Genomic DNA, 23,258 nt, shown 5'->3' on the forward strand with positions numbered 1-23,258 from the left:
TCGCACTCGCGGGGGTATCCGCAGCGGCTCAGTCCTGGGGCTGGATGTTCCAGGAGTCGATGACCGGCCGGCCGTGCTCGTAGCCCAGCGTGCTCACGGTCGCGGTACCGAGCTTCAGCACGGCGCCGTCCTGCGGTGCGAGACGGATCCAGGCCGCCCCGAGGGCGCGGAGCACGTGCCCGTGCGCCACGACGAGGGCGTCGTCCCCCTCGGCGAGGACCGGACGCACCCGGTTCAGGACGCGCTCGACGCGAACGCGCACCTCGGCGGCGTTCTCGCCCGGGGTGTCCCCGGCCGGCACGCCGTCGGTCCAGAGGTCCCACGGCCCGTGCCGCAGCACCTTGATCTGGGGCGTGGTCAGCCCCTCGTAGGCGCCGTAGTCCCACTCGTAGAGGTCCTCGTCGAGTTCCGGGTCGGCGCCCACCAGCCGGGCCGTGTCCTGCGCGCGCTGCAGCGGGCTGGACAGCGCGAGCGCGAACGAGCGGTTGGCGAGGTACCGACCGGCGCGCTCCGCCTGCTCGACACCGTGTTCCGTGAGGGGGATGTCGGTACGGCCGGTGTGCTGCCCGCTCTTCGACCACTCCGTCTCTCCGTGACGGACGAGGACGAGTTCGCCGGGGCGTTCCGAGGTCATGTGTTCCTTCCGAGCCAGAGGCCGAGCGCGGCTGCGCCGACCGAGACGACGAGCATCCCGAGGCCGTTCAGGACGGCGAGCCGGGTCGTGCCGGATCGGAGGAGCTGTACGGTCTCGACGCTCGCCGTCGAGAACGTCGTGTACCCACCCATCATGCCCGTTCCGAGCACCGCGACGACCGGGAGGGGCAACGCACCCGCCTCGCCGACCCCGGTGACGAACCCGAGGACGAGCGACCCGGTGACGTTGATGACGAGGGTCCCGACCGGGAACACCCGGAGTCGGGTCCGGGCGACGCGGCCCTTCGCGACCCCGTCGAGCGCGAAGCGGAGTGCCGCGCCGACTCCCCCGCCGACCGCGACGAGGAGCAGTTCGACCGCGCTCACCGAACGCCTCCGGCAGCGTCCACCTCGGGTGACCGGCGTCGGAGCGCCGCCGCCAGCAGGATGCCCGCGGCGGCGGCCGCCAGCCCGAGCACCACGGACAGCAGGGCGTAGCCGGTCCCGGCAGCCCAGCGGCCGACGTCGAGCAAGCGCGCGGTGTCGTCCGCGAGCGTGCTGTAGGTCGTGAACCCCCCGAGGATGCCGGTGCCGACGAACAGGCGGACCGTACGGTGGCGGCCGACGTCAGGACCGCGCCGCGCGAGGGACTCGAGCAGTAGCCCGAGGCAGAACGCGCCGACGACGTTGATCCCGAGGATCACCCAGCTGATGCCGTCCTGAGCCGGGAACGCCTCGGCGAGGAGCGCGCGGAGGCCGGTGCCCAGCGCACCGCCGAGCGCGACGAGGCCGAGCGGGCCCCAGCGGAGGTGCGGGGGCCGCTCGCCGCGCGAGGGGCGCGAGTGGCGCGGGTGCTGCGGGGGCTGCGTGGTCGGCATGTCAGTCCGCCACGGCGGCGATCGCCTCGACCTCGACCAGCTGGTCGTCGTACCCGAGCACCGTCACACCGAGCAGCGTGCTCGGGACGTCGTGGTCACCCATGGCCGCACGGACGACCTCCCATGCGGCGACGAGGTCCTCCTGCCGCGACGACGCGACGAGCACCCGGGTCTGCGCGAGGTCCTCGATTCCCGCCCCGGCCGCCGCGAGTGCGGTCCGGAGGTTCGCCACGCACTGCGCCGCCTGACCGCGGACGTCCCCGACCGCGACGGTCGCACCGTCCGCGTCGAGCGGGCAGGAACCCGCGAGGAAGATCGTCCTCGCACCGGCGGGGACGGTCGACGCGTACGCGTACTCCGCCACGTCGCTCAGCTGGTCGGATCGGATGAGCTGCACCACGGTGGTCACCGTCCCAGGGTGGCAGACGCGCAGCGTCCCGGAACGACACAACCCCCGGCGAGCCGGAGCTCGACGGGGGTTGCGATGGTGACCCCAGCGGGATTCGAACCCGCGTTACCGCCGTGAGAGGGCAGCGTACTAGGCCGCTATACGATGGGGCCGCACGCTCCGTCGGGACGGAGCACACTCGTTGTCGGACTCGGAGGCAAGCCACCTGTGGTGACCCCAGCGGGATTCGAACCCGCGTTACCGCCGTGAGAGGGCAGCGTACTAGGCCGCTATACGATGGGGCCGTTCCGACAACTCGACAAGTATGGCACAAGCCCGCACGCCGTGCCAAAACGAGGCGTGTCGACCGGGTGTGCCGTGGCACCGGCGTCGGCATACGGTGGAGTCGTGGAGGTACGGATCGGCCTGTCGGGTTGGCAGTACGACTCGTGGCGCGGCGACTTCTACCCGCGCGACCTACCGAAGCGGCGCTGGCTTGCGTACACCGCCGAGCGCTTCCCCACGGTCGAGGTCAACGGGTCCTTCTACGCACTCCAGCGACCGGACCGGTACCGGGCCTGGCGCGCGGCGGCGCCCCCGAGGTTCCGCTTCGCGCTCAAGGGCGGCCGCTACGTCACGCACATGCTCCGGCTCCGGAACGTCGAGACGGCGCTCGCGAACTTCTTCGCGTCCGGCCCGCTGGAACTCGGGGACACCCTCGGCCCGGTGCTCTGGCAGCTCCCCGAGGCGCTCCTGCCGACCCCGCAGGTGCTCGACGACTTCCTCGCGCTGCTCCCGCGGACGCACGGGGCGGCCGCCGCCCTCGCGGAGCACCACGACGACAAGGTCGCCGTGCCGGCGGTGACGAACGAGGACCCGGGCGGCGAACTGCACCACGCGCTCGAGGTGCGGTCGGCAGGTCTGACCGACGAGCACGTCGAGGTCCTGCGGCGCCACGGCACCGCGCTCGTCGACTCCCACGCTGGCGACTTCCCGCGGCTGCGCGTGGACACGGGATCACCGATCGCCTACCTCCGCCTGCACGGTGCGCCGCGGACCTACCACGACGGGTACTCGCCGCAGGCGCTCGGCCGCTGGGCTACGACGGTACTCGGACACGTCGACGCGGGGCGGGACACCTACGTCTACTTCGACAATGACGCCGAGCAGCACGCGCCGTGGGACGCCCTCGCGCTCGACCGCATCGTGCGCGGCCGTGATCGCGGTCCCGGCCACCCGGAGCTCCCCGGCTGAATTCATCGGGAGGTCAGGGCCCGGCCTCCACAGCACGGTTCGAGGCCCGATGCGCAATCCTCGTGTGCGTTCACACACGCCGGCGCTGCCACTGCGGGCCAGCACCACGACGACGAGCGAGGCCGATCCGTGCAACCCCTGACACGTCCGCCCCTCGCGGGCATCCACCACCTCAAGGTGCCCGTCTCGGACCTCGACGCGTCCCTGCGCTTCTACGAGCGGGCACTCGGCGCAGTGCGGATCCCCGAAGCCGACCACGTCCGTCCGGACGGCGCCCTGTTCGCGTACATCCTGCAGGTCGCCGGCCTCGACACCCTCCTCGAACTGCGTCTGCACCCGGTACGAGCGCTCCTCCACCAGGGCTTCGACCCGGTGACGATGCTCGTGCGGTCCCGCGCCGAGCTCGAACAGTGGCACACCTACCTGCGCCAGCAGGAGATCGAGACGTCGCCGGTGCTCGTCGGCCTCCGCGCGTGGCTCATCGCGTTCCGCGACCCGGACGGCACGGTCCTGCGGCTGTACTCCGCCGAGACCCACGGCCACGATCTCGCCGCCGACCACGAGTCGCCGTGGCTCGACGAACGCGTGGTGCTCGATCCGAAAGGGGCCCCGTGATCGCCCGCGACCTCCTCGGTGGAGGGGCGGACCACCGAGGCGGGGACGATCATCGGGGGTGACCCGCGCCTCCCGGCTGTCTACCGCACCGACTCAGATGGTGAGCGACTCGCCGGGCGCCAGGACCACGAGCGTCCCGGCGGGTTCCACCACGTCCCGGAGGCGACCGGTGTGCATGTCGTACCCGATCTCGGAGAGCGTGGCCTCGTGCACCGGGTACGCCCGGCGGGGCGCGATCGCCGCGACGTAGTCCATCATCTCCGCGACCTTCAGCCACGGCGCGCCGACCGGGGCGGCGAGCACCTCGACGGGCACGCCAGGGTCGGTGTAGGAGTCGCCGGGGTGGAACAGCGTGCCGTTCACGAGCACGCCGGTGTTGTCGACGACCGGGACGCTCGCGTGGATGACGTTGTGCCGCGTGCCGTGGAACGTGAGGTCGAACGGGCCGACCGTGCGGCGGTCGCCGTCGGTGACGACGTCCACCGCGACCTCCGGCAGGGCCTCGGCGAGCGCCGTCGCCACACCGGCCGGGCCGAGGACGACCGCGCCCGGGTTCGCGGCGAGGATGCGTCGGACCTGCTCGGGCGTGACGTGGTCGGGGTGCTCGTGGGTGACGACGACGGCGACGACGCCGCTGACCTCGACCGGCCGGGTGAAGCCGCCGGGGTCGATGACGAGGCGAGCGTCGCCCTCGGCGAGGACCTGGCAGGCGTGTTCGAGCTTGGTGACCTCCATGGCGGCGACCCTACGCGGCGGCACGGGGGTGGGTGGCGGTAGCGGCCGCACGCGGCGCGCGCACTGCCCCGCCGCCCCGCTCAGCGCGACGGCGGCCCCGTCGTCGCCCGCACCACGAGGTGCGCCGGGGACGCCGCCAGGGGTGTCGCCTCGGCACCGTCCACCTCGGCCAGCACGGCCCGCGCCGCCGCCCGCCCCTGCGCGACCGGGTCCTGCGCCACCGTGGTGAGTCCCACGACCTCGCCGTACTCGTGCCCGTCGATGCCCATCACGGAGACGTCCTCGGGGACCGCGAGCCCGGCCTGCCGCGCGGCGACCACCACGCCGAGCGCCATCTCGTCCGAGGCGCAGAACACTGCGGTCGGCCGCACCCCGGCAGCGCCGGCAGCGCCGGCAGCGCCGGCAGCGCCAACAGCGCCAGCAGCGCCAGCAGCGCCAGCAGTGCCGGCAGCCCCAGCAGCGGCGCCGGCGGCGAAGAGCGCCCGCCCCGCGTCCACGCCCCCCGCGAACGAGAACCGCCCGTCCGCGATCCACGTCGACCGGACGGGGAGCCCGTGCGCGTGCATGGCCAGGGTGAACCCGTCCCGCCGCAGCCAGGGCACCGCCACGTTCATCCCGGCCTCGTCCTGCCCACCGACGTAGGCGATCTCGCGGTGTCCGAGCCCCACGAGGTGGTCGACCGCGACCCGGGCCACCGCCACGTCGTCGACGCCGACGTTCCGCAGGCCGGGCGCCGGTCCGCCGATGACAATCATTGGGTGGCGGGTGAGTTCGAGTTCGGCGCGTTCGGTCTCGTCGAGCACCAGGGACAACAGTACGAGCCCGTCGACGCGGTGCCGCAGCATGGATCGACGGAAGGAGCGGTCCCGGTCGCCCCCGGGGCCGCCGAGGTTGTACAGCACCAGGTCGTACCCGGCACGCCGCAGCTCGGCGTCGACGCCCCCGAGCGCCTTGACGTAGAACCAGCGGTCGATCACCGGCACCACGACGCCGACGGCCCGCTGCCGCCCGGTGGCCAGGCCCGCCGCCGCCGAGCTCGGCACGTACCCGAGTTCGTCGGCGACGCGCCGCACCTGGTCGATCGTGGTGTCGGCGACGCTCGACATCCCGCGCAGGGCGCGGGACACCGTGGACTTCGACAAGCCGGTGACGGTCGCGATCTCCTGGATCCCGGTGGACACTGCCGGGAGGCCCGTCAGCCGTCCGCCGGACGCGTCACGTCGCCACGGTGGCCGGCCTGCGCTGGCGCGGGCGCCGTCCGGTCCGCGCGGACCGGCCGGCGTCCGGCCGGTGCCAGGTCGTCCCAGCCGACGTGCCGGTGTGCCCGCGCCTCGACCGACGCCGACGCCGACCCCGACCCCGACGCCAACCCCGACCCCGAGCCCGACGGGACGGTCCGCGCGGCAGACGCCGGCGCGACCCGAGGACGCGTCGGCGCTGCCGCGTCGGCGCCCGCGCCGCCGATGCCGTCCGTCGAGGCCGCCCGCCGCAGGACCGACACGCGCCACCGGTCGAGGACGACGACACCGGCCACGAGGACCAGCAGGGTGAGTGCCCAACCGAGTGCCGGTCGACCGGTGAGCTCGCAGAACACCGTCACGGCGAGCACCAGCACGCCGAACATCCCGACGAAGCCGATCGCCTCCTCGATGCGGGCGGTGGGACGGGTGGGTCCGCGCTGTGCCACGGCCGTCAGCCCTTCACGCCACCGGCGGTGAGGCCGGCCACGATGCGCCGCTGGAACACGAGCACGAGGATCACGAGCGGGATCGTCACGATCGTGCCCGCCGCCATCACCGCGGTGTACGGCTCCTGGTGCGGGACGCTGCCCTGGAAGCCCGCGATCGCCACCGTGACCGGCTGCGTCGCGTCACTCGACAGCTGGGACGAGATCAGGTACTCGTTCCAGGACGAGATGAACGCCAGGATCGCCGTGGTGAAGACCGCCGGAGCGGCCAACGGCATGATGATCCGCCGGAACGCCTGCACCCGGGTGCACCCGTCGATACGTGCCGCCTCCTCGAGGTCCCACGGCATCTCGCGGAAGAAGCTCGCCAGCGTGTAGACGGTCAGGGGCAGCACGAACGAGATGCTCGGCAGGATCAGCGCCTGGTACGAACCCATCCATCCGATGTCCGTGAAGAGCTGGAACAGCGGCGAGATGAGGGCGACGCCCGGGAACATCGACGCGGCGAGGATCGCACCGGCGATGAGCGACTTCCCCCGGAACTCGAGCCGGGCCAGGGCGTAGGCGGCGCTCGTGCCGACGAGCAGCGCGATGATCGTCACCGTACCGCCGATGACGAGGCTGTTGAGCAGCGCCCGTCCGAGGTGGTTGCCGAGCGCGGTCGAGAACGCCGTCGTGTAGTTGTCGAGCGTGAAGTGCGTGAACCACGGGGTCGGGTCGAAGGTGTACCCGACGTCCCGGAACGACGTCACGATCATCCAGTAGAAGGGCAGCAAGCACCAGACCGCGATGACGGTGGCCTGGAAGCCGGTGCGGAGCTTCGACCCGGTGTTCCGCTTGATGCGGATCTGGGCGGCGTCGTCGACGCGGTCGCGGGAACGCGCCGCGGAGCGGGGCCGGTCGGCTGCGAGGGTCACTTGAGGTCCCCCTTCTGCTGGGCTGCCTGCGTCTGCACGACGTTCGCACCGAGGAACCGGACGAACACGAACGCGACGATGAAGATCACGAGGAACGTGATCGTGGAGAGTGCCGACGCGGAGTTGAAGCCCTGCCGGATCTGGTCGACCACGAGGATCGACAACGTGGTCGTCGCGTTGCCGGAACCGCCACCGCCGCCGGTGAGGATCGCCGGCAGGTCGTACATGCGCAGCGCGTCGAGCACGCGGAACAGGATCGCGACCATGAGCGCGGGCCGGACCAGCGGGAGCGTGATGTTCCAGAAGCGCTGGACCGTGGAAGCGCCGTCCATCTTGCCGGCCTCGTACACCTCCTCCGGGATGAGCTGGAGCCCCGCCAGGATGAGCAGCGCCATGAACGGCGTGGTCTTCCACGTGTCGGCGATGATCACCGCCCACCGGGAAGCCCACTCGCCGCTCGTCCAGAGGATCTGCTGGCCGAGCACGTGGTTGAGCACACCGTTCGCGTCGAAGATGAAGTACCAGAGCTTCGCGGTGACGGCGGTCGGGATCGCCCACGGCACGAGGATCGCCGCACGGACGAGGGCACGGCCCTTGAAGTTGCGGTTCATGATGATCGCCATCCACACACCGATGACGGTCTCGGCGAGCACCGTCACCACCGTGAAGAAGAACGTGTTGCCCATCGACACCCAGAACTGGCTACCGATGCTGCCGGGCGGGCAGGTGGTGTTGCCGCACTGCTGGGCGAGCCAGTGCACGTAGTTCGTGACACCGGCGAAGCCGCCCTGCACGAACAGGCCGGTGGCCTTGTCGAGCCCGGAGTCGAGTTGGAACGACTGGATGACGGCGCTGACGACGGGGTAGCCGATGACGATGGCGAGGAGCACGATCGTCGGACCGATGAGGTACACGGCCCAGCGGCCGTGCTCGGCGTTGAGCCCGCCCTTGCGCCGCTTCTGCGGCTCCATGCCGGTCGGGTTGGGGATGGCAGCGGGGATCTCGGTTGCTGCTGACACGTGACGGCCTCCTTGCCGGGGTGTGTCGGGACGCGAGTGGGGACGGACGGGAGGCGCGGTGCGGGCTGGCACCGCGCCTCCCGTCCGTCTGTGGTGACGGCTGGCCGCCGTCACCGGTGACGGCTAGTTGCCGCTGCTGGTGGCCGTCTTGAGGGCCGCCTGCATGTCCTTCATGGCTTCGTCGACGCTCTTCGAACCCTTGAGGGCCGCGTAGGTGTTGTCCTGGATCGCCTTCGTCACGGCCGGGTAGAACGGCGTGACCGGACGGGGCTCCGCGGACTCGATCGACTTCAACAGCGTGGGCAGGTACGGGAGCTTCGCCGTGAGCTCGGAGTCCGTGTAGAGGTCTCCCACGACCGGGGCCAGGGAGCCCTGCGTCGCGAAGAACTTCTGCGTCTCGTTCGACTCGAGGAACTCCAGGAAGTCGTGCGCCGTCGCCTTGTGCTTCGAGTACACGCTGATCGCCGCGTTGTGGCCACCGAGCGTCGACGCGCCGGTGCCGTCCGCGCCGGGGATGGGGGCGATCCCGAAGGTGTCCTTCACCTTCGACGACCCGTCGGTCTTGGCGAGGCTGTACACGTACGGCCAGTTGCGGAGGAACAGCAGCTTGCCGGCCTCGAACGCCGTGCGGCCCTGCTCCTCCTGGTAGGTGATCGCCTCGGCGGGGATGTTCCCGTCCTTGAAGGCGTCGACGAGGTTCTGCAGACCGGCCTTGGCGTCGCTCGTGTCGACGTCCGGCGTGCCGCTCTTGCCGAGGACCGAGCCGCCCGACCCGTTGATCGCCTCGGAGGCGTTCACGGTCAGGCCCTCGTACTTCGCGAACTGCCCGGCGTAGCAGCCGATGCCGTTGTCCTTCGCGATCTTGCAGTCCTGCATCATCTCGTCCCACGTCGTCGGGGGCGTCTTGACGAGGTCCTTGCGGTAGTAGAGCAGCGCGCCGTCCGACGTCTGCGGTGCCGCGTAGAGCGTGTCGTTGTACGTCGCGGTCTTGACCGTCGACGGCAGCAGCTTCGACGTGTCGATCTTCATCTTCCCGGTGAGCGGCGTGAGCCAGCCCTTCGCCGCGAACTCGGCGGTCCAGACCACGTCGACGTCCACGACGTCGTAGTTCGCGTCCTTCGCCTGGAAGTGCTGCACGAGGTCATCGTGCTGCTGGTCGGCCTGGTCCGACTGCTCCTTGAAGGTGACCTTCTCGTCCGGGTGGGCCTTGTTCCACTTCGCGATGAGCGGGCGGACGACGTTGGAGTTGTCCTTGCCCTGCACGTACGTGATCGGGCCGCGGCTGTCCTGGCCGCTCTTGCCGTCGTTCGACGCCGAGCTCCCGCTCGAGCAGCCGGTGAGCACGAGGCCGATCACGGCGACCCCTGCGACCGATGCGAACCGCACCTTGGCGCGTGATGTCTTCACAGCGTTTGTCTCCTCATCGAGATCACCAGGGGCGCCGATCGACTTCGACGACGCGGCCTGGAGCAGGCGACGCTGCCCGCTGGAGGAGGAACGTACGCCCGCTCCCGGCGTTCCGCAACCGGTTGCATCGACTCCGTGACCGGAGCGTGACCTCTCGGCGCCTCGGCCGTCCCCGGGTGAGCGCTCACACCTCGGGGCACGTCCGGTCCGAGCTGCGTGCGGAACCCCGCACGAACCCCGCCACCCGCTCCGCACGCCGTTGTCCGGGCGGGAGGACCGCCGTAGCGTCCGGGACATGACCCAGACCTCCTCCGTCACCGTGCCCGGTCCCCGCCGGGTGGTCAGCGTCGACCTCGACGCGCCACTGCCGCGGCTCGTCGCCGACGAGACCGGCTCCACCGCGCTGGTCGTCGGCTACCGTGACGGGCACCCGGTGAGCACGCTCGACGTCCTGCTGACCGACGACCCGGCCGACGCCGAACGCGCCATGACGGCACTCGTCACCGGGTCCGCGCGGGCGTCCGACGCCGCGGAGACCCCGGTGCCCGACGAGGACCTCCCGATGATCTCGATCGTCGTGTCGACGGTCGTCGGCCGCGTCGAGGACCTCGGCAAGCTCCTCGACGTCCTCGAGCACATCGACTACCCGCGCCACGAGGTGGTCCTCGTCGACAACCGCGTGCGGGTCCCCGAGCACGACGCGCTCCCGGCCCTGCTGGAGGGGCGCACCGTGCGGCTCGTCACCGAACGACGCCCGGGTTGCTCGGCCGGGCGGAACGCGGGTGTCGCGGCCGCACTCGGCGAGGTCATCGCGTTCACCGACGACGACGTCCGCGTGGACCCGCAGTGGTTGCGGATGATCGGCACGCGCTTCGTCCGCGAACCCCAGCTCTCCGCGGTCACCGGCATGATCCTCCCCGTCGAGCTCGAGACTCCGGCGCAGATCTGGTACGAGGCGTACTACGGCGGCTTCAGCGGCGAGCGGCAGTTCGAGCCGGTGACGATCGTCCCGGACGACGTCCCCGGAGCCATGCGGCACGCCCGCGTCTCCGCGATCGCAGCAGACGGCTCGGTCCGCAAGCACTTCGCGGTCTACGGCATCGGCGGCTACGGCGCCGGCGCGAACTGGGCGGTCCGCCGCTCGGCGTTCGACGCGGCCGGCGGGTTCGACAACACGCTCGGCGCCGGTGTCCCCGCGCGCGGCGGCGAGGACCTCGACATCTTCATCGGCATCCTGTGGGGTGGCGGCCGCATCGGCTTCGAGCCGCGTGCCGTCGTGCACCACCGCCACCGTCGCGACCTCGAGGGGCTGCACCACCAGCTGCACTCCAACGGCGTCGGCTTCACCGCGCTGATGTGCGCGCTGATCCTCAAGGACCGTCGGCACCTGACCGCACTCACGCGCCTGATGCCCGTCGCCGCGAAGATCAAGACGAAGCAGCTCGTGACCCGTCTGGCCGGCCGTCGTGACGCGGCGCCGGAGACGATGACCGAGGCGTCCACGACCCGGATCCCGCGTTCCCTGGCCTACCACGAGTTCCGCGGCTTCCCGGCGGGTCCGGCGGCGTACTTCCGCAGCCGCAAGTTCTGGAAGGACGTCGAGGAGGGGCGCTTCCGCCCCTGATCGCCGACCCCGAGACCGACGGGAGGCCCGTGGCAGCGTCGCCGCGGGCCTTCCGTCTGCCCCGGGGCCGGCGCCCGCGGCCGTGCTGCCGGTTGTTGCCCGTGCAAGGAGCGACGAAGCGGCTGTCGTACGACGACCACGATGTCGCACGATGCGGACGCAACCGTTGCACGCGCACGGAGCGACAAGGCGGCTGTCGTACGACGACCACGATGTCGCACCATGCACACGCACGCAGTTGCACGCGGCACCGGTCGTTGCACGAGCAAGATGCGACACAACGGTTGTCGTACGACGACCACGATGTCGCACCATGCACGCGCAACAGTTGCACGCGCACGAGGCGACACAACGGTTGTTGCACGACGACCACGATGTCGCACGATGCACATGCATGCAGTTGCACGCGGCGCCGGTCGTTGCACGCGCAAGATGCGACACAACGGTTGTCGTACGACGACCACGATGTCGCACCATGCACACGCACGCGGTTGCACGCGCAACGAGCGACACCCGCCGCAGCCCCGACGCGACGGAACCCGCCCCCGTGCCCGCCCCTCAGCGCGCCGCGCGCCGTGCCCGCAGGTACCGGACCGGGCCGCCCAGCGCCGCCACGAGCTCGACGCGCTTCAGCCCGGCCGTCGCGTCGCGGAACGCGTCGTCGACCGGCCATCCACCCACGGCGTCGACCGCAGCCGACACCTGGTCGGCACCCGCGCCGTCACCGCCCGTCCCCTGCCCGAGCGCGCCCAGCTGACGGAGGGCCCCCACCGCGCGCCGGAGCACGGCGAACGCGGTCCGAGGACGCAGCATCAGCTTGGCGACCCAGGCGCCGAGCCCCGTGCCGTACCCGAGGGCCTGCGCACGCAGCGCCTCCCGGTCCGGACGGTGCTTGTGCCAGACCACGGCGGACGGCTCCACGGCGAGCGCCCCGCCCGAGAACAGCACCCGGGTGAAGAGGTCGGGGTCCTCCCCCGCGCGCGCCGGCGTCCCGGGGCCGAGTGCCACGTCGAAGCCGCCGAGCGCGAGCGCCGCCGACCGACGGAGCGACATGTTCGCGCCGGTGCCGAAGGCACCGACGGAGAACGGGAAGAGCGGGAGGTCCGCGGGCGGCTCCGACGTCCGGAAGACCCGACGTTCGGTGTTCCGCGCCCAGGTCACCCGCTCGTCGAAGTACCGCTGCGTCGGGGTCCGGAGTTCCCCGCTCGGCACGAGGCCGGTCACGCAGACGACGTCCGCGTCGCGGGCGTACGCGTCGGCGAGCGCGGCGAGCCAGTCGCGGTCGACGACCACGTCGTCGTCGACGAAGGCGACCACGGCCCCGGACGCGAGGGCGAGACCGGCGTTCCGTGCCCGCGAGACGCCGGGTCGCGCCTCCAGGACGTAGTGCAGCCGGGCGTCCCCGAACGACGCGACCACGTCGCGCGTCGCGGCGGTCGTCGGGGCGTTGTCGACGACGAACACCTCGAGGTCGTCGTAGGCCGACGCGAGGACCGAGCGGACGCAGCGCCGGACGTCGTCCGGCCGGTCGCGGGTCCCGATGACGACCGAGATCCTTCCGACGGGCGCTCCGGTCGGGACGGACGGGAGGCGCGTGGTGCGCAGGTCGCGCAGCGCGGCTCCCAGCTCGGCAGGGTCCACCGCCCCACCCGCGTCGACGGCGACGTCGACGAAGCCGGCGACCTCGCGGCCGTCGCGGACGAGCAGCCGCGCGCGGCGGAAGCCAGCGGCGCCGTCGAGCTCGACGGCGGAGGCGGCGAGCGCCTCGCGCCGGTCGACCGCGCCGACCCAGGCGGCGCCGGACCAGGCCGGGGCGTCCGGTGCGGGCATCGCGGGCGCGAGCGTGAGGACGGGCGCAGCGGTGGCCTGGTGGTCGGTCATGCTCCGATGCTCCGGTGGGGTGCGCTGTCGGTCAACGACGGGGCCGGGGGTTGCGGCGACGGTCGCACGTCTTGCGGTTTGCCGCCACCGGAGGCCCCGCGCCCCGTAGGATCGACGGGACGCCCCGGTGGCAGGACGCCGGGCACGAGGAGGACGCATGCCGCTGGGCCCCACGACCGAGCTCGGCGCCGACCTCCCGTCGGAGCGGACGGTGCTCGTGGTCGACGCCGCGACCTGCGTCTGCGGTCACGTGCAGGACGCGCACGAGCACTACCGGCCCGGGTCGGACTGCGCGCTGTGCGACTGCCCGAAGTTCCGCAGGAAGCGCTGATCAGGGCCCGGTTCCGCGCCTGATCCCGCCGTCTCCGGACGCCGGTCCGGACGTGCCGCGCACGGCCGGTCTGCGGGAAACCGCCGCTTCCCCGCAGAGGCCCCCGATCGCCTTGTCGGCCCCGGAACGCCGCGGTTAGCGTCGCGTCCATGGCCATCTCCCCCGCCGCTCCGGCGTGCATCGTCCTCGCGCACGAGGACCCCGCGCACGTGCACCGGCTGGTCGAGGCACTCGACCCGTTCCCGGTGTTCCTGCACTGCGACGCGCGGACGCCGGACACGGTGTTCCGGGCGATGACCGAGGGGCTCCCCGAACGGGTGCGGCTGCTGCCGCGCATCCGCACGGGCTGGGCGAAGTGGGAGAACGTCGCCGCCGAGGTCGAGGGGTACCGCGCGGCACTCGCCGAGACGGACGCGAGCCACGTGGCCGTCCTGACCGGCAGCGACTACCCCCTCGCGCACCCCGACGAGATCCGTGCGCTCCTCGCCGCGCACCGTGAAGAGTCGTTCATCGCCACGAACCCCCTGCCGTACCGTGAGTGGGGCCGGGACGGGGGCGTCGGTCGGATCCGGTTCCGGCACTGGGCGTGGCAGAAGCAGATGATCCGCCTGCCGGTCCCCCGCCGGGTCCCCCGTGACGTCGTGTTCGCCGGCGGCTCGCAGCTCAAGGTCCTCGCCCGTCGGCACGCCGAACGCGTGGTGGACACCGTCGACCGCCGTCCGGACCTCGTGCGCTTCTGGCGGAGGACGTGGGTCGCCGACGAGACGTTCGTGCCGTCCGTGCTCAGCTCCCCGTCGCTCACCCCCGGGTTCGCCAACGAGCACGTGCCCCACGGGCTCTGGTGGATCGGGTGGGACGGGACGGCACGGAAGAGCCCGCCGTGGCTGACCACCGCCGACGCCGGGCGGCTGCTCGAGCGGCGCACGATGCCCAACGTCGACGTGCCGCACCTGTTCGCACGGAAGTTCTCGACCGAGCTGAGCTCGGACCTGCTCGACGTGGTCGACGGGGCGTTCGGGCTGCGGGGCGCCGCAGCGTCAGCGGACCCGGCGTCCGCACGGCAGGTGGTGACTCCGTGACGCTCCCCCCGCAGACCCGCCGCGAGGCGCGTGCCGCACGGGAGGCCGGGGAGGCCCGCTCCGCCGAGGCGCCGTCGGCGCCCGTCCAGGAGTCGGTCGACACGGGCAGCGTCGCGGTCCGCAAGGGCTCGTCCGCCCTGTTCGGCCGCGGGCTGCTCTACGTCGTCGTCTGGTCGATGCAGCTGGTCGTCTCCTCGCTCATCTCCCCCGTCCTGGCCCACCTCATGCCACCGGCCGAGTTCGGCGTGCTGGCATCGGCGATCGCGCTGTACCAGGCGCTCGTCGTCCTGGCGGTCGCCGGCATCGACCAGGCGTCGGTGCTCCAGCGGGCCGAGGACGGCGACGACCGTCGCGCCCGCGGACTCCTGGCCGTCGGCATGGTCACCGCGACGATCGTCACCGTCGTCGCACTCGCGACGATCCCGCTTTGGGGTGACGCCGCCGGGTTCGTCGGCGCGCACCCGCTGCTCCTCGTCGCCGTGCTCTGGACCGGTCCGGCGGCGGTCGTGCAGATCGCCCTCGCACTCCTCGTCGCGCAGGACCGCATCAAGGTGTTCGCCGTGACGAGCCTGCTCTCGTCCATCGGTGGCTCGATCATCGGACTCGGGCTGCTCGCCCTCGTGCACGCCGACGCCACGACGTACGCGTGGGGCGGCGTCGTCGCCCAGGGAGTGGCCATGGTGATCGGCATCGCCGCCACCCGGCCCCGTCTCGCCGGCCTCCTCGACCGCCGGACCACGGTCCGGGCGTTCCGGCTCGGCATCCCGGTCGCGCTCGGCAACCTGTCGTACTTCGTGCTCAACGCGGGCGACCGCATCGTCGTGCAGCGGCTCCTCGGCCCGGAGGAGGTCGCGCGCTACCAGATCGCGTACGTGGTCGGCTCCGCGGTCATCCTGCTCCTGACGTTCACGAACCAGGCCTGGGCGCCGCACTTCGCCGCACTCCGCGACGCCGAGGCCCGTCGACGGCTCGCGATGCACTCCCGTGACGAGCTGTACAAGATGCTCGCACCCGTGCTCCTCGCGGTCACGCTCGTGTCGCCCGTCGCCCTCCCGATCCTCGCTCCGGCTTCGTACCGGGTCCACGAGCTCACGCTCGTGGTCTTCATCGTCGCCGTGACCGCGCTGCCCGTCGTGGCCAGCGGCGCGACCGGCCGCCTGTTGCTCATCGAGCGCCGCGGTGTCGTCGTGGGTGTCATCGCCGCCGTCGCCGGCGCGGCGAACATCGGCGCGAACCTGTTGCTCGTCCCGGTCTTCGGGATCGCCGGTGCCGCCCTGGCGACCGTGCTCTCCTACATCGGGCTCGCGGCGCTGCAGCTGCTCGTCACCACGGACCGCCGGAGCTGGCGCGGACCACGGCTGCGGGTGGTCCTCCCCCTCGCCGTGGCCCTGGGGATCGCCGCCGCCTCGCTGTTCGTGCCGCAGGACGCGCTCTGGAACTGGTTCCGGGTGGCCGGTGTCGTCGCGTGCCTGCCCTGGTTCTTCCGTCGGCTGCGTGCGGCTCGAGGTGGCACGGCCTGATCGGTGTGGTCGGTCGTGCGCCGGTCAGCGGTGGGTCGTGCGTCGGTGGAGCGGGCGGCCGGTGGCGCGCCGCTCGGTGCGGCGGGCGGCCGGCGGCGCGGCGGGCCGTGATGCGCTCGGTCCGCAGTGCGGCGGGCCGCAGTGCGGCTGGCCGCGCAGCCCGCCGCCGAGAGTCGGACCGCAGCCGGCCGGCCCCTGCTGGACGGCGACGGCCCTGACCGCGCGGGCCTTGTCCCGACGGGGACGGGCGCGCTCTCCACACGCTGCATCCGGGGCGCGCGGCCCCGGTCTGGACCGCAGCCGCGGGTGGGCCACACCCCGAGCGGGCGGGCGCGCGGGTGGGCCACACCCCGAGCGGGCGGGCCCGCGGGTGGGCCACACCCCGAGCGGGCGGGCGCCAGTGGCCCCGGCCCTGGCCCCGGCCCTGACCTCGACTTCGGCCCAAGCCTCGGCCTCGGCCCCGGAGCCGAACGGTCTCGCTCAGCCCCCGTCGGCCGCCGAGGGATCCTTCGCGATCCACGAGCCCCGCTCCGGGACCTCCGCCCGCCCGGACGGCAGCGACGCCTCGGGTCGCGCCCCCGGCGCCGGGACGTCGATCGTCAGCCAGTCGACGAGCAGGGACCCGGCTGCCGTGCGGGGCGGGTGGCCGCCGTTCGACCCGGCCTGCACGACGAGGTGCATCCGCGCCGTCGGGATGCTCTCGGTCGTCGTGCCGATCACGTCGCCGTCCACCAGGAAGGACATCCGCGACGGCGTCCACTCGATCGTGTACGTGTGCCAGTCCGCGAGCGACGCGCGCGTCTCGTACTGCAGGCACTTCTGGGCGGGGTCCTGCAGGCAGTGCACGTTGAGGTGCGCCGGCAGCCCGAGGGCGCCCTCGGGGAAGTCGACCTCGCCGTCGGACCAGACGTTGTCGTCGCTCCAGAGCAGCACCGCGACGCCGTAGCCGTCGACCCGGTCGCTCTTCATGCGGATGCTGTACCGGCCGGAGGTCTGCCCGCCCCACTGCCCGTCGACCAGCGGGACGAGGCCGCCGGCGAGCGGCGTCCCGCCGTCGGTGGTGCGGAGGTGCATGTCGAGCACGCCGTCGTGGGTCGACAGCGTCGACGCCTGGTAGCGACCGGTCCCGGCCGTGTCGGCGAAGCCGTGGTACACGGAGAACCGGTCGGCGTACCGCGACTCGAACCGGCCGGTGGCGGCGTCGTCGCCGAAGTCCTCGGAGAACACGCGCTCCCAGGGCCCGCCGTCCGACCTCGGCATCACCACCCCGCTCGGGTCGACGCCGTCGGCTGCCGGGGCACTCGCGGTCCCCGGACCGCCGGGTGCCGAGGCAGCAGCCGCGACCACGCCGGCGGCGACCACGAGCGCTCCGGCTGCGATCGCCGTGCGGCGACCCCGGCCGGCCGGGCGGCCGCGGTGCCGCGCGAGGCCGGTGCCGTGCGCCGGTCCGGCGCCGTGTGCTGCGGCCGCGGAGGCCGCGATGCTCGTGTCGCGCGCTGGGACGCCACCCGACGTCACGCCTGGGTCTCGGTCGTCACGGGGATCCGTCACGAGTCGTTCACGGCTGCCGTGGCGTGCCCGAGCGTCGCCGGGTCAGGCCGTCGCATGGCGCAACCCCTCCTGGGTGAGCTCGTACATCGCCGTGGTGCCCGAGGACCAGACCCGCTTCCAGTACGGCGACTTCGCCATCTCGGCCGCGAGCTGCTGGTAGTCGGCGTCGCTCTGGTACCCGTAGCGGGCGTCGTACGCGCCGAACGGCTCGGCGACCAGGGCGTAGTACTTCGTCGCCGGCCACTGCTCGACCAGCTGCCGGGTGATGTCCGACACGTCGGAGCGGGCGTCGTACCCGCCGGTCGGGTCGGGGTAGGGGCCGAGGGCTTCGCGCGTGAGGTAGCCGACGTCGAAGTACCGGGCCCCGGTGTTGCTCGGGACGGCGTTCGCCGAGCCGGTGAGCAGCATGAGCGACCCCTTCGGCGCGGTGCGGTCGAACAGCTCCGTGGCCTCGGACTGGCTGCGGGTCATGACGCGGTTCCAGTCGAGCGCGGTCTGCCCGAAGGAGCCGACGGCGACGAGCGCGGCGACGGCGGCCGCGGCGACGAGGACCCGGACCGCGGTCGGACGGAAGGCCCGTTCGGCGGCGGCGCCCAGCCGGGCGAGGCGTCCGCTCGGCATCGGGAGCGCAGCCGCGAGGACGGCGATCCACGGTGTCGCGAACAGCACGACGCGGAAGATGCCCTCCTGGCCGTAGTTCGTCGCGACGAGCAGCGAGATCGGGCTCGCGGCGGCGACGAGCAGCCCCCAGTGCAGGCGGTCCCGGCGCACCAGGACCGTGATGAGCGCGACGAGGCCGAGCACGACGAGCGCGGCCGCGGGGACGTCGAACGCCAACCGGGTGACGAGCGGCTTCGGCAGCACCGTCATGTCGTGCGACGGCGGCTGCACGTTGTCGAACACCCGACCGACGGCACCGAGCGACAGGAACTTGTCGAGCACGCTGCCGTTCATGACGGCGAAGACCACCGCGGGGACGAGGACGACCACGGGCAGCCACCACGGCCGGACGAGCTTGAAGACCACGAGGACCACGAGTGCGGCCACGGAGAGGTACGGCGAGATCTGGTGGGTGACGGCGAGTACGACGCTGATCGCGGCGATCGCGATGATGCGCGACAGTCCGACCTTGCGGGCGAGCGGCTTCGCGCCCGCCGCGGTCGTTGCCCGGTCCCCGTCGACGCCCGCGCCGGCAGCCGAGCGCAGCGGGGCGGTGGCGAGGACGAGGATCACGAGCGACATCAGGATGCCCGTGGACTGCGGCGAGAAGTAGGTCGTGTTCAGGGAGCCCGTCATCGCCGTGAGCAACGCGGCGATCCAGGGGCGTCGGTCGCCGGGCAGCCAGTGCGCGGCGAGCACCCCGACCGCGATGGTCGTGCTGAACGCGAGCAGGACAGGGACCCACGCCGCGATCAGCATGGCGTTCACGATCCCGCCCACGTCGGCGACCCACGCGCCGCCGGCGAACAGGCCGGACCACGTCTGGAAGATGTCCGCGGCCGGGTTCGTCCCGCCGTACTGGCGGATGTACTCGAGCACGCCGATGTGGCGGGCAGCCGCCATCACGGTGGGGACGCCGTACGTGATCGCCTGTGCGAGCTGGACGACACCGCCGAGGACGACGACGGGGACGGCGAGACCGCGGCCCCGGACGAGCGCCACGACGGCGGCGGCGACGACGATCAGGAGGCCGACGACGAGGCCGGGGCCGAGCGAGCCGAACAGGCCGGCCGGGACCGGGTCGCCCATGTGGGTGAGCGCGGCGACCACGACGACGACCAGCCCGACGAGCGAGGTCAGGGTCACCGTGGTGGTGGTGTCCCAGCGTCGGCGGGCGGGGGCCACACCGGACACCGTCGCCGGGTGCGCGAGTCGGGTCCGGCGCAGTTCCGTGAGGTCCCGCGGCACGGACACGGCGACCGACACCGCGGTGAGCAGGACGACCGCGACGAACGGCACGATCGGCGCCCACACGTGGAACGTGGCCATCGTGTAGCCGATCGCGATCGTCCCCACGAGCGAGGCCGTCACGGCGAACACCGAGAAGCGCGCGAGCGGCATCGGACGGACGAGCAGCAGCGGCCCGACGCCGAGCAGTGCGAACAGGAACACCCCGATCGCACTCGCTCGGACGACCGGCAGCCCGGTCACGGATCCGAGCGCGGCGACGACGAGTGCGAGGACGGGCAGCACGGCGGCCACGAGGCGGGCCTCGGGACCCATCGCGCCGGAGACCACGTGCCGTGCCGGCCCGGCTCCGTCGAGGCCACGCTCCAGCTCGTGGCGTCCCTTCGCGGTGCGGTCGATGGTCCCGGCACCGCCGAGACGTTCCCGCAGCGCGAGGAACGGCGCACTCACCACGGACCGACGTTCGACACCACGCAGGTGACGCGCCGTCGCGGCGAACTCGGCGTCCACCGCGCCCGACGACCGCGACCCGACGGACGGACCCGACCCCACGGACGAACCCGACCCGATCGACGAGTTCGACCCGATTGACGAGTCCGACCCGATCGACGCCGCCGGTGCGACGGACGCGCCCGTGGCCGCGGGCACGCTCCCGACCGAGGACGGTCCGTCCACCCGGTCGGCGTCGTCGACGCTGCCGGACCCGGCACCGTCGATCGACGTCACACGGTCTCCCTGCTCCAGGCCGAGGCGGGCGAACCCGTCGAGCGCGTCGGGCAGGGCGTCGACCGAGGCGGCGAGCGTGTCGCGGTCGAGGGCGTTCTTGGTCATCCAGGCTCCGAGTCCGTGGCCGTGTGCGGCAGCGGCGCTGCGGAGCGACGCGACGTCGTCCGCCGTCCGCTGCCAGGCGATCGCGGCGGGTTCGACGGCGATCGCGGACCCGGCGACGAGCAGTCGGGTGAAGAGGTCGAGGTCGTCGCCGCCGCCGACGCGGGTGCCGGGGCCGAAGGCGGTGTCGAAACCGCCCAGGCGCAGCACGGTGGCACGGTGGACGGCGAGGTTCGCGCCGGTCCCGTACTCCGACGCGGCGAAGGGGTGGCGGACGCTCGTGTCGCTCGCCGTGGTGTCGTCGCGCATCCGGTGCACACGACGCCGGACGGTCCGCGCTGCGGCGGTCCGGTCGTCGTGCCAGCGCTGGGCGGGCGTCCGGAGCTCGGCGCTCGGGACGAGCCCGGTGACGCAGGCGACGTCCGGGTCGGCGATGAACGCCGACGCGAGCGCTTCCAGCCAGCCGGCGTCCACCACGGAGCCCTCGTCGACGAACGCGACGACCTCGCCGGTGGCGGCGAGGAGTCCGGCGTTGCGGGCAGCGGCCTGTCCCCCGACGGGCGCCGCGATGGTGGTGACGCGACGTCCGCCGATCACGACCGTGGAGGGGCGGTCCTCGTCCGCGGCGTGCGAGACCACGACGACGTCGAAGTCCGGGTGGCCGTTGGCGAGGACGGACCGCATCGTGTCCCCGGCGGCACCGTCGGTGCAGAGCACCACGGAGACGGACGGCAGGTCCTGACCTGCTGCCGGCCGTCGTCCGGGTGCCGGCATCGGCCGGATCGCCCGCTGGAGGGTTCGGACGTCGATCGTCGGACCGATGCGCCGACGCTCGGTGATCTCGGCCTCGACGAACCCGAGGGGCTCGCCGTGGTCGCGGACCAGCAGGCGCGCGCGACGGTACCCCTCGGCACCGACGAGGGCGATGACGTCGCGGTGGCTCGACGCGTGCACGTCGGCACGGTCGACCTCGCCGACCCACAGCGCCCCGTCCCAGGTCGGCGCGAGCGGGCCGGCGACGACGGGCGAGACCACCATCGCCAGGGTCGCGCGCGTCACCGTGTCACCACCGGGCGACGGGCGGCACGCTCGGCGGGTGCGGTGACGACGACGCCGCCGAGCAGACGACCGACCGCGTACCCGGTCACCGTCGAGGCGACCGAGACGACGATCGCGAGGGCTCGGGGGCCGCCGCCGCGACCGAGGCCGCGCAGTTCCCGGAGCAGCGCGCCGGGCAGCACCTTCGTGAGGTAGGTCTGCTCGCTCGAGAGCGAGTCGCCCGTCCCGACCCGCCGGCTCAGCACGGCCTTGGAGATGCCCTCGTAGTAGCTCCGGCGACGCAGGTAGCGCATGGTGACCCGGTCCGGGGAGACCCGGTGCGAGACGTTCGAACGCGGTTCGTGCCGGATGCGGGCACCGGGGCGCGCCTGGGCGATGCGGATGCACATCTCCGTCTCCTCGCAGCCGAGCGGCTGGTTGCCGACGCGACCGATGCCCGACCGGAAGCCACCGGCCAACAGGATCGCTTCGCGACGGAACGCCATGCTCGACCCGATGACGTTGCGGACGTCACCGGCCGTCTCGGGCAGACCGCGGTAGCTGCAGCCGACGATCCAGAGCAACTCGTCCGGGTACGGGCCGGCCCCGGTGGCGTCCGGCCAGGACGGGGTGGCCCGTCCGCCGACACCCACCACGTCCGGGTCCTCGAGCGCGGCGAGCATGTGGCCGAGCCAGTCCTCGTCGGCGGTCGCGTCGTCGTCGAGGAACGCGACCACGTCGGCCTCGGTGAGGGCGACGCCGGTGTTCCGGGCGCCGGACAACCCGCGGTCCTCGGAGTTCTCGACGACGCGGAGCTCCGGCCACCGCGCCGCGGCGCGGGCGAACAGTTCCGGCTCGTGGTCGATCACGACGACGACCTCGGGAGCCTCGGGCTGCCGCTTGGCGGACTCGACGCTGTCCTGCAGGTCACCCCAGCGCTGCTGCGTGTACGCGCAGATGACGACGGCGACGGTCGTCACGCGACGTCCCCCTCGAGGGCGCCGACCGGAGCGGCCGACGTCGCCGGGGCGACCGGCGCGGCCAGGTTCGGCGCGATGGTGGTGGGCGCGGTGCTGTCGGGGGCGCTGACCGGGGACAGCGGCGACCCGGTGGCCGGAGCGGCCGCGACGGTGCTGCCGTCGACGGCGGCGACCCGGACCCGGGCGTGCGCACGGGCGGCACGACGACGCTCGTGCATGATCGACTTCAGCACGCGGATGCCGTCGGTCACGGCGTTCAGGTTGCTCGTGCCGTGCACGCGGAGCTTCTCGTGGCTCGGCACCTCGGTGATCGCGAGCTCCGCCGCGGACCAGCGGCAGGTCAGGACGGTCTCGATCTCGAACCCGTCGCCCCAGAGCATCGAGCCGTCGGCCGGACGGGGCAGGGTCGAGGACAGCAGCCCGATCTTGGGCAGGACGTCCGCCCAGAAGGCGTTGTAGCCGTAGCAGAGGTCGCTGTAGCGGGTGCCGAGGATCACGTTGCAGAGGACGTTGAGGCCGCGGTTGCCGAGGTTGCGGAGGATCGTGATGTCGTCGCTGCCGCCGCCGTGGGCGTAGCGCGTGCCCTTCGCGACGTCGGCGCCGTCCACCAGCGCCTGCACGAAGCGCGGGATCTCGTCGGAGTCGGCCGAGCAGTCCGCGTCGAACATGACGACGACGTCGCCGGTCACCGCCTCGAAGCCGCAGACGAGCGCGTTGCCCTTGCCCTTGCGGGTCTGGTGCACGACGCGGATCTCGGGCATGAGGCGCTGGGCGGTGGCAACGGTGTCGTCGACCGAGTTCCCGTCGACCAGGATCACCTCGTGCACCGGCGGCAGCTTCGGGAGGATGATCTCGAGGTTGCGGGCCTCGTTGCGGGCGGGGATGACGACGGAGACCCTCGGGTCCCTCGGACGAACGGTGGAGGCGGACATGGTGCTCCTGTCGGGTTCAGGGTGCATTCGGGTCGCTGGGAGGTCCGGCGAAG

General features: G+C 72.8%; 21 protein-coding genes and 2 tRNA genes. 6 read left to right on the plus strand and 17 right to left on the minus strand.

The features are described from left to right. Positions 1–28: 28 nt before the first annotated feature. From AAEP86_RS14685 to AAEP86_RS14710, 6 genes are all read right to left on the minus strand, one after another. On the minus strand, positions 29–634 hold the full coding sequence (locus AAEP86_RS14685) for a histidine phosphatase family protein (protein ID WP_420368044.1): 606 nt from the start codon (positions 632–634) through the stop codon (positions 29–31). Beyond that, positions 631–1,020, minus strand: coding sequence for a fluoride efflux transporter CrcB (gene crcB, locus AAEP86_RS14690; RefSeq protein WP_420368045.1), 390 nt, complete (start codon positions 1,018–1,020; stop codon positions 631–633). Before crcB ends, AAEP86_RS14685 begins: the two co-directional genes overlap by 4 nt. After that, complete coding sequence (locus tag AAEP86_RS14695) at positions 1,017–1,511, minus strand: fluoride efflux transporter FluC (RefSeq protein ID WP_420368046.1); 495 nt, start codon at positions 1,509–1,511, stop codon at positions 1,017–1,019. The genes crcB and AAEP86_RS14695 overlap by 4 nt, the downstream gene beginning before the upstream one ends. A gap of 1 nt (position 1,512) precedes the next feature. Beyond that, positions 1,513–1,920 carry a RidA family protein gene (locus AAEP86_RS14700; protein WP_420368047.1) on the minus strand — a complete coding sequence of 136 codons (408 nt, stop codon included), beginning with the start codon at positions 1,918–1,920 and terminating at the stop codon, positions 1,513–1,515. A gap of 76 nt (positions 1,921–1,996) precedes the next feature. Next, positions 1,997–2,072 (minus strand) — tRNA-Glu (locus tag AAEP86_RS14705). A gap of 56 nt (positions 2,073–2,128) precedes the next feature. Then, positions 2,129–2,204: transfer RNA gene (locus tag AAEP86_RS14710), tRNA-Glu, on the minus strand. Positions 2,205–2,307: 103 nt separating this feature from the next. Here AAEP86_RS14710 and AAEP86_RS14715 point away from each other — a divergent pair. Both AAEP86_RS14715 and AAEP86_RS14720 read left to right on the plus strand, forming a co-directional pair. Next, positions 2,308–3,153 (plus strand): DUF72 domain-containing protein, encoded by an 846-nt coding sequence (locus AAEP86_RS14715; RefSeq protein ID WP_420368048.1) that lies wholly within the window; start codon positions 2,308–2,310, stop codon positions 3,151–3,153. 129 nt (positions 3,154–3,282) lie between these two features. Continuing rightward, positions 3,283–3,768 (plus strand): VOC family protein, encoded by a 486-nt coding sequence (locus AAEP86_RS14720; RefSeq protein ID WP_420368049.1) that lies wholly within the window; start codon positions 3,283–3,285, stop codon positions 3,766–3,768. A 93-nt stretch (positions 3,769–3,861) separates the two neighbouring features. On the opposite strand, the gene AAEP86_RS14725 is transcribed toward AAEP86_RS14720, so the two are convergent. The 6 genes from AAEP86_RS14725 to AAEP86_RS14750 form a co-directional block, all read right to left on the minus strand. Next, positions 3,862–4,503 carry an MBL fold metallo-hydrolase gene (locus tag AAEP86_RS14725; protein WP_420368050.1) on the minus strand — a complete coding sequence of 214 codons (642 nt, stop codon included), beginning with the start codon at positions 4,501–4,503 and terminating at the stop codon, positions 3,862–3,864. Between the two features lie 80 nt (positions 4,504–4,583). Next, entirely contained in the window at positions 4,584–5,684 is a 1,101-nt protein-coding gene (locus AAEP86_RS14730; protein WP_420368051.1) for a LacI family DNA-binding transcriptional regulator, read from the minus strand. A 14-nt stretch (positions 5,685–5,698) separates the two neighbouring features. After that, positions 5,699–6,190, minus strand: coding sequence for a hypothetical protein (locus AAEP86_RS14735; RefSeq protein WP_420368052.1), 492 nt, complete (start codon positions 6,188–6,190; stop codon positions 5,699–5,701). A 5-nt stretch (positions 6,191–6,195) separates the two neighbouring features. Next, a complete protein-coding gene (locus AAEP86_RS14740) occupies positions 6,196–7,107 on the minus strand; it encodes a carbohydrate ABC transporter permease (RefSeq protein ID WP_420368053.1) in 912 nt (303 codons plus the stop codon). After that, positions 7,104–8,078: a carbohydrate ABC transporter permease gene (locus tag AAEP86_RS14745; RefSeq protein ID WP_420370503.1), complete on the minus strand. Its 975-nt coding sequence runs from the start codon at positions 8,076–8,078 to the stop codon at positions 7,104–7,106. Before AAEP86_RS14745 ends, AAEP86_RS14740 begins: the two co-directional genes overlap by 4 nt. 171 nt (positions 8,079–8,249) lie before the next feature. Continuing rightward, positions 8,250–9,533, minus strand: coding sequence for an ABC transporter substrate-binding protein (locus AAEP86_RS14750; protein ID WP_420368054.1), 1,284 nt, complete (start codon positions 9,531–9,533; stop codon positions 8,250–8,252). Between the two features lie 295 nt (positions 9,534–9,828). Between AAEP86_RS14750 and AAEP86_RS14755 the strand changes: the two genes are divergently transcribed. After that, on the plus strand, positions 9,829–11,157 hold the full coding sequence (locus tag AAEP86_RS14755; protein WP_420368055.1) for a glycosyltransferase: 1,329 nt from the start codon (positions 9,829–9,831) through the stop codon (positions 11,155–11,157). A 558-nt stretch (positions 11,158–11,715) separates the two neighbouring features. On the opposite strand, the gene AAEP86_RS14760 is transcribed toward AAEP86_RS14755, so the two are convergent. Beyond that, complete coding sequence (locus AAEP86_RS14760; RefSeq protein WP_420368056.1) at positions 11,716–13,038, minus strand: glycosyltransferase family 2 protein; 1,323 nt, start codon at positions 13,036–13,038, stop codon at positions 11,716–11,718. 157 nt (positions 13,039–13,195) lie between these two features. On the opposite strand from AAEP86_RS14760, the gene AAEP86_RS14765 reads away from it, so the two are divergent. The 3 genes from AAEP86_RS14765 (at position 13,196) to AAEP86_RS14775 (ending at position 15,968) form a co-directional block, all read left to right on the plus strand. Then, positions 13,196–13,369 carry a hypothetical protein gene (locus tag AAEP86_RS14765; protein ID WP_420368057.1) on the plus strand — a complete coding sequence of 58 codons (174 nt, stop codon included), beginning with the start codon at positions 13,196–13,198 and terminating at the stop codon, positions 13,367–13,369. Between the two features lie 149 nt (positions 13,370–13,518). Further along, positions 13,519–14,448 (plus strand): beta-1,6-N-acetylglucosaminyltransferase, encoded by a 930-nt coding sequence (locus tag AAEP86_RS14770; RefSeq protein ID WP_420368058.1) that lies wholly within the window; start codon positions 13,519–13,521, stop codon positions 14,446–14,448. Beyond that, positions 14,445–15,968 (plus strand): oligosaccharide flippase family protein, encoded by a 1,524-nt coding sequence (locus AAEP86_RS14775; RefSeq protein WP_420368059.1) that lies wholly within the window; start codon positions 14,445–14,447, stop codon positions 15,966–15,968. Before AAEP86_RS14770 ends, AAEP86_RS14775 begins: the two co-directional genes overlap by 4 nt. Positions 15,969–16,448: 480 nt before the next feature. Here AAEP86_RS14775 and AAEP86_RS14780 read toward each other — a convergent pair whose 3' ends face one another. Genes AAEP86_RS14780 through AAEP86_RS14795 form a run of 4 tightly spaced genes read right to left on the minus strand, consistent with a single transcriptional unit; the run spans position 16,449 to position 23,205 of the window. Continuing rightward, positions 16,449–17,519 (minus strand): glycoside hydrolase family 16 protein, encoded by a 1,071-nt coding sequence (locus AAEP86_RS14780; RefSeq protein WP_420368060.1) that lies wholly within the window; start codon positions 17,517–17,519, stop codon positions 16,449–16,451. Between the two features lie 42 nt (positions 17,520–17,561). Then, entirely contained in the window at positions 17,562–21,314 is a 3,753-nt protein-coding gene (locus tag AAEP86_RS14785; RefSeq protein ID WP_420368061.1) for a glycosyltransferase, read from the minus strand. Beyond that, positions 21,311–22,273 (minus strand): glycosyltransferase family 2 protein, encoded by a 963-nt coding sequence (locus AAEP86_RS14790; protein ID WP_420368062.1) that lies wholly within the window; start codon positions 22,271–22,273, stop codon positions 21,311–21,313. Before AAEP86_RS14790 ends, AAEP86_RS14785 begins: the two co-directional genes overlap by 4 nt. Beyond that, complete coding sequence (locus AAEP86_RS14795; RefSeq protein WP_420368063.1) at positions 22,270–23,205, minus strand: glycosyltransferase family 2 protein; 936 nt, start codon at positions 23,203–23,205, stop codon at positions 22,270–22,272. The genes AAEP86_RS14790 and AAEP86_RS14795 overlap by 4 nt, the downstream gene beginning before the upstream one ends. Positions 23,206–23,258 lie beyond the last annotated feature (53 nt).

This window comes from Curtobacterium sp. L1-20 (assembly GCF_048755855.1).
GTDB lineage: Bacteria > Actinomycetota > Actinomycetes > Actinomycetales > Microbacteriaceae > Curtobacterium.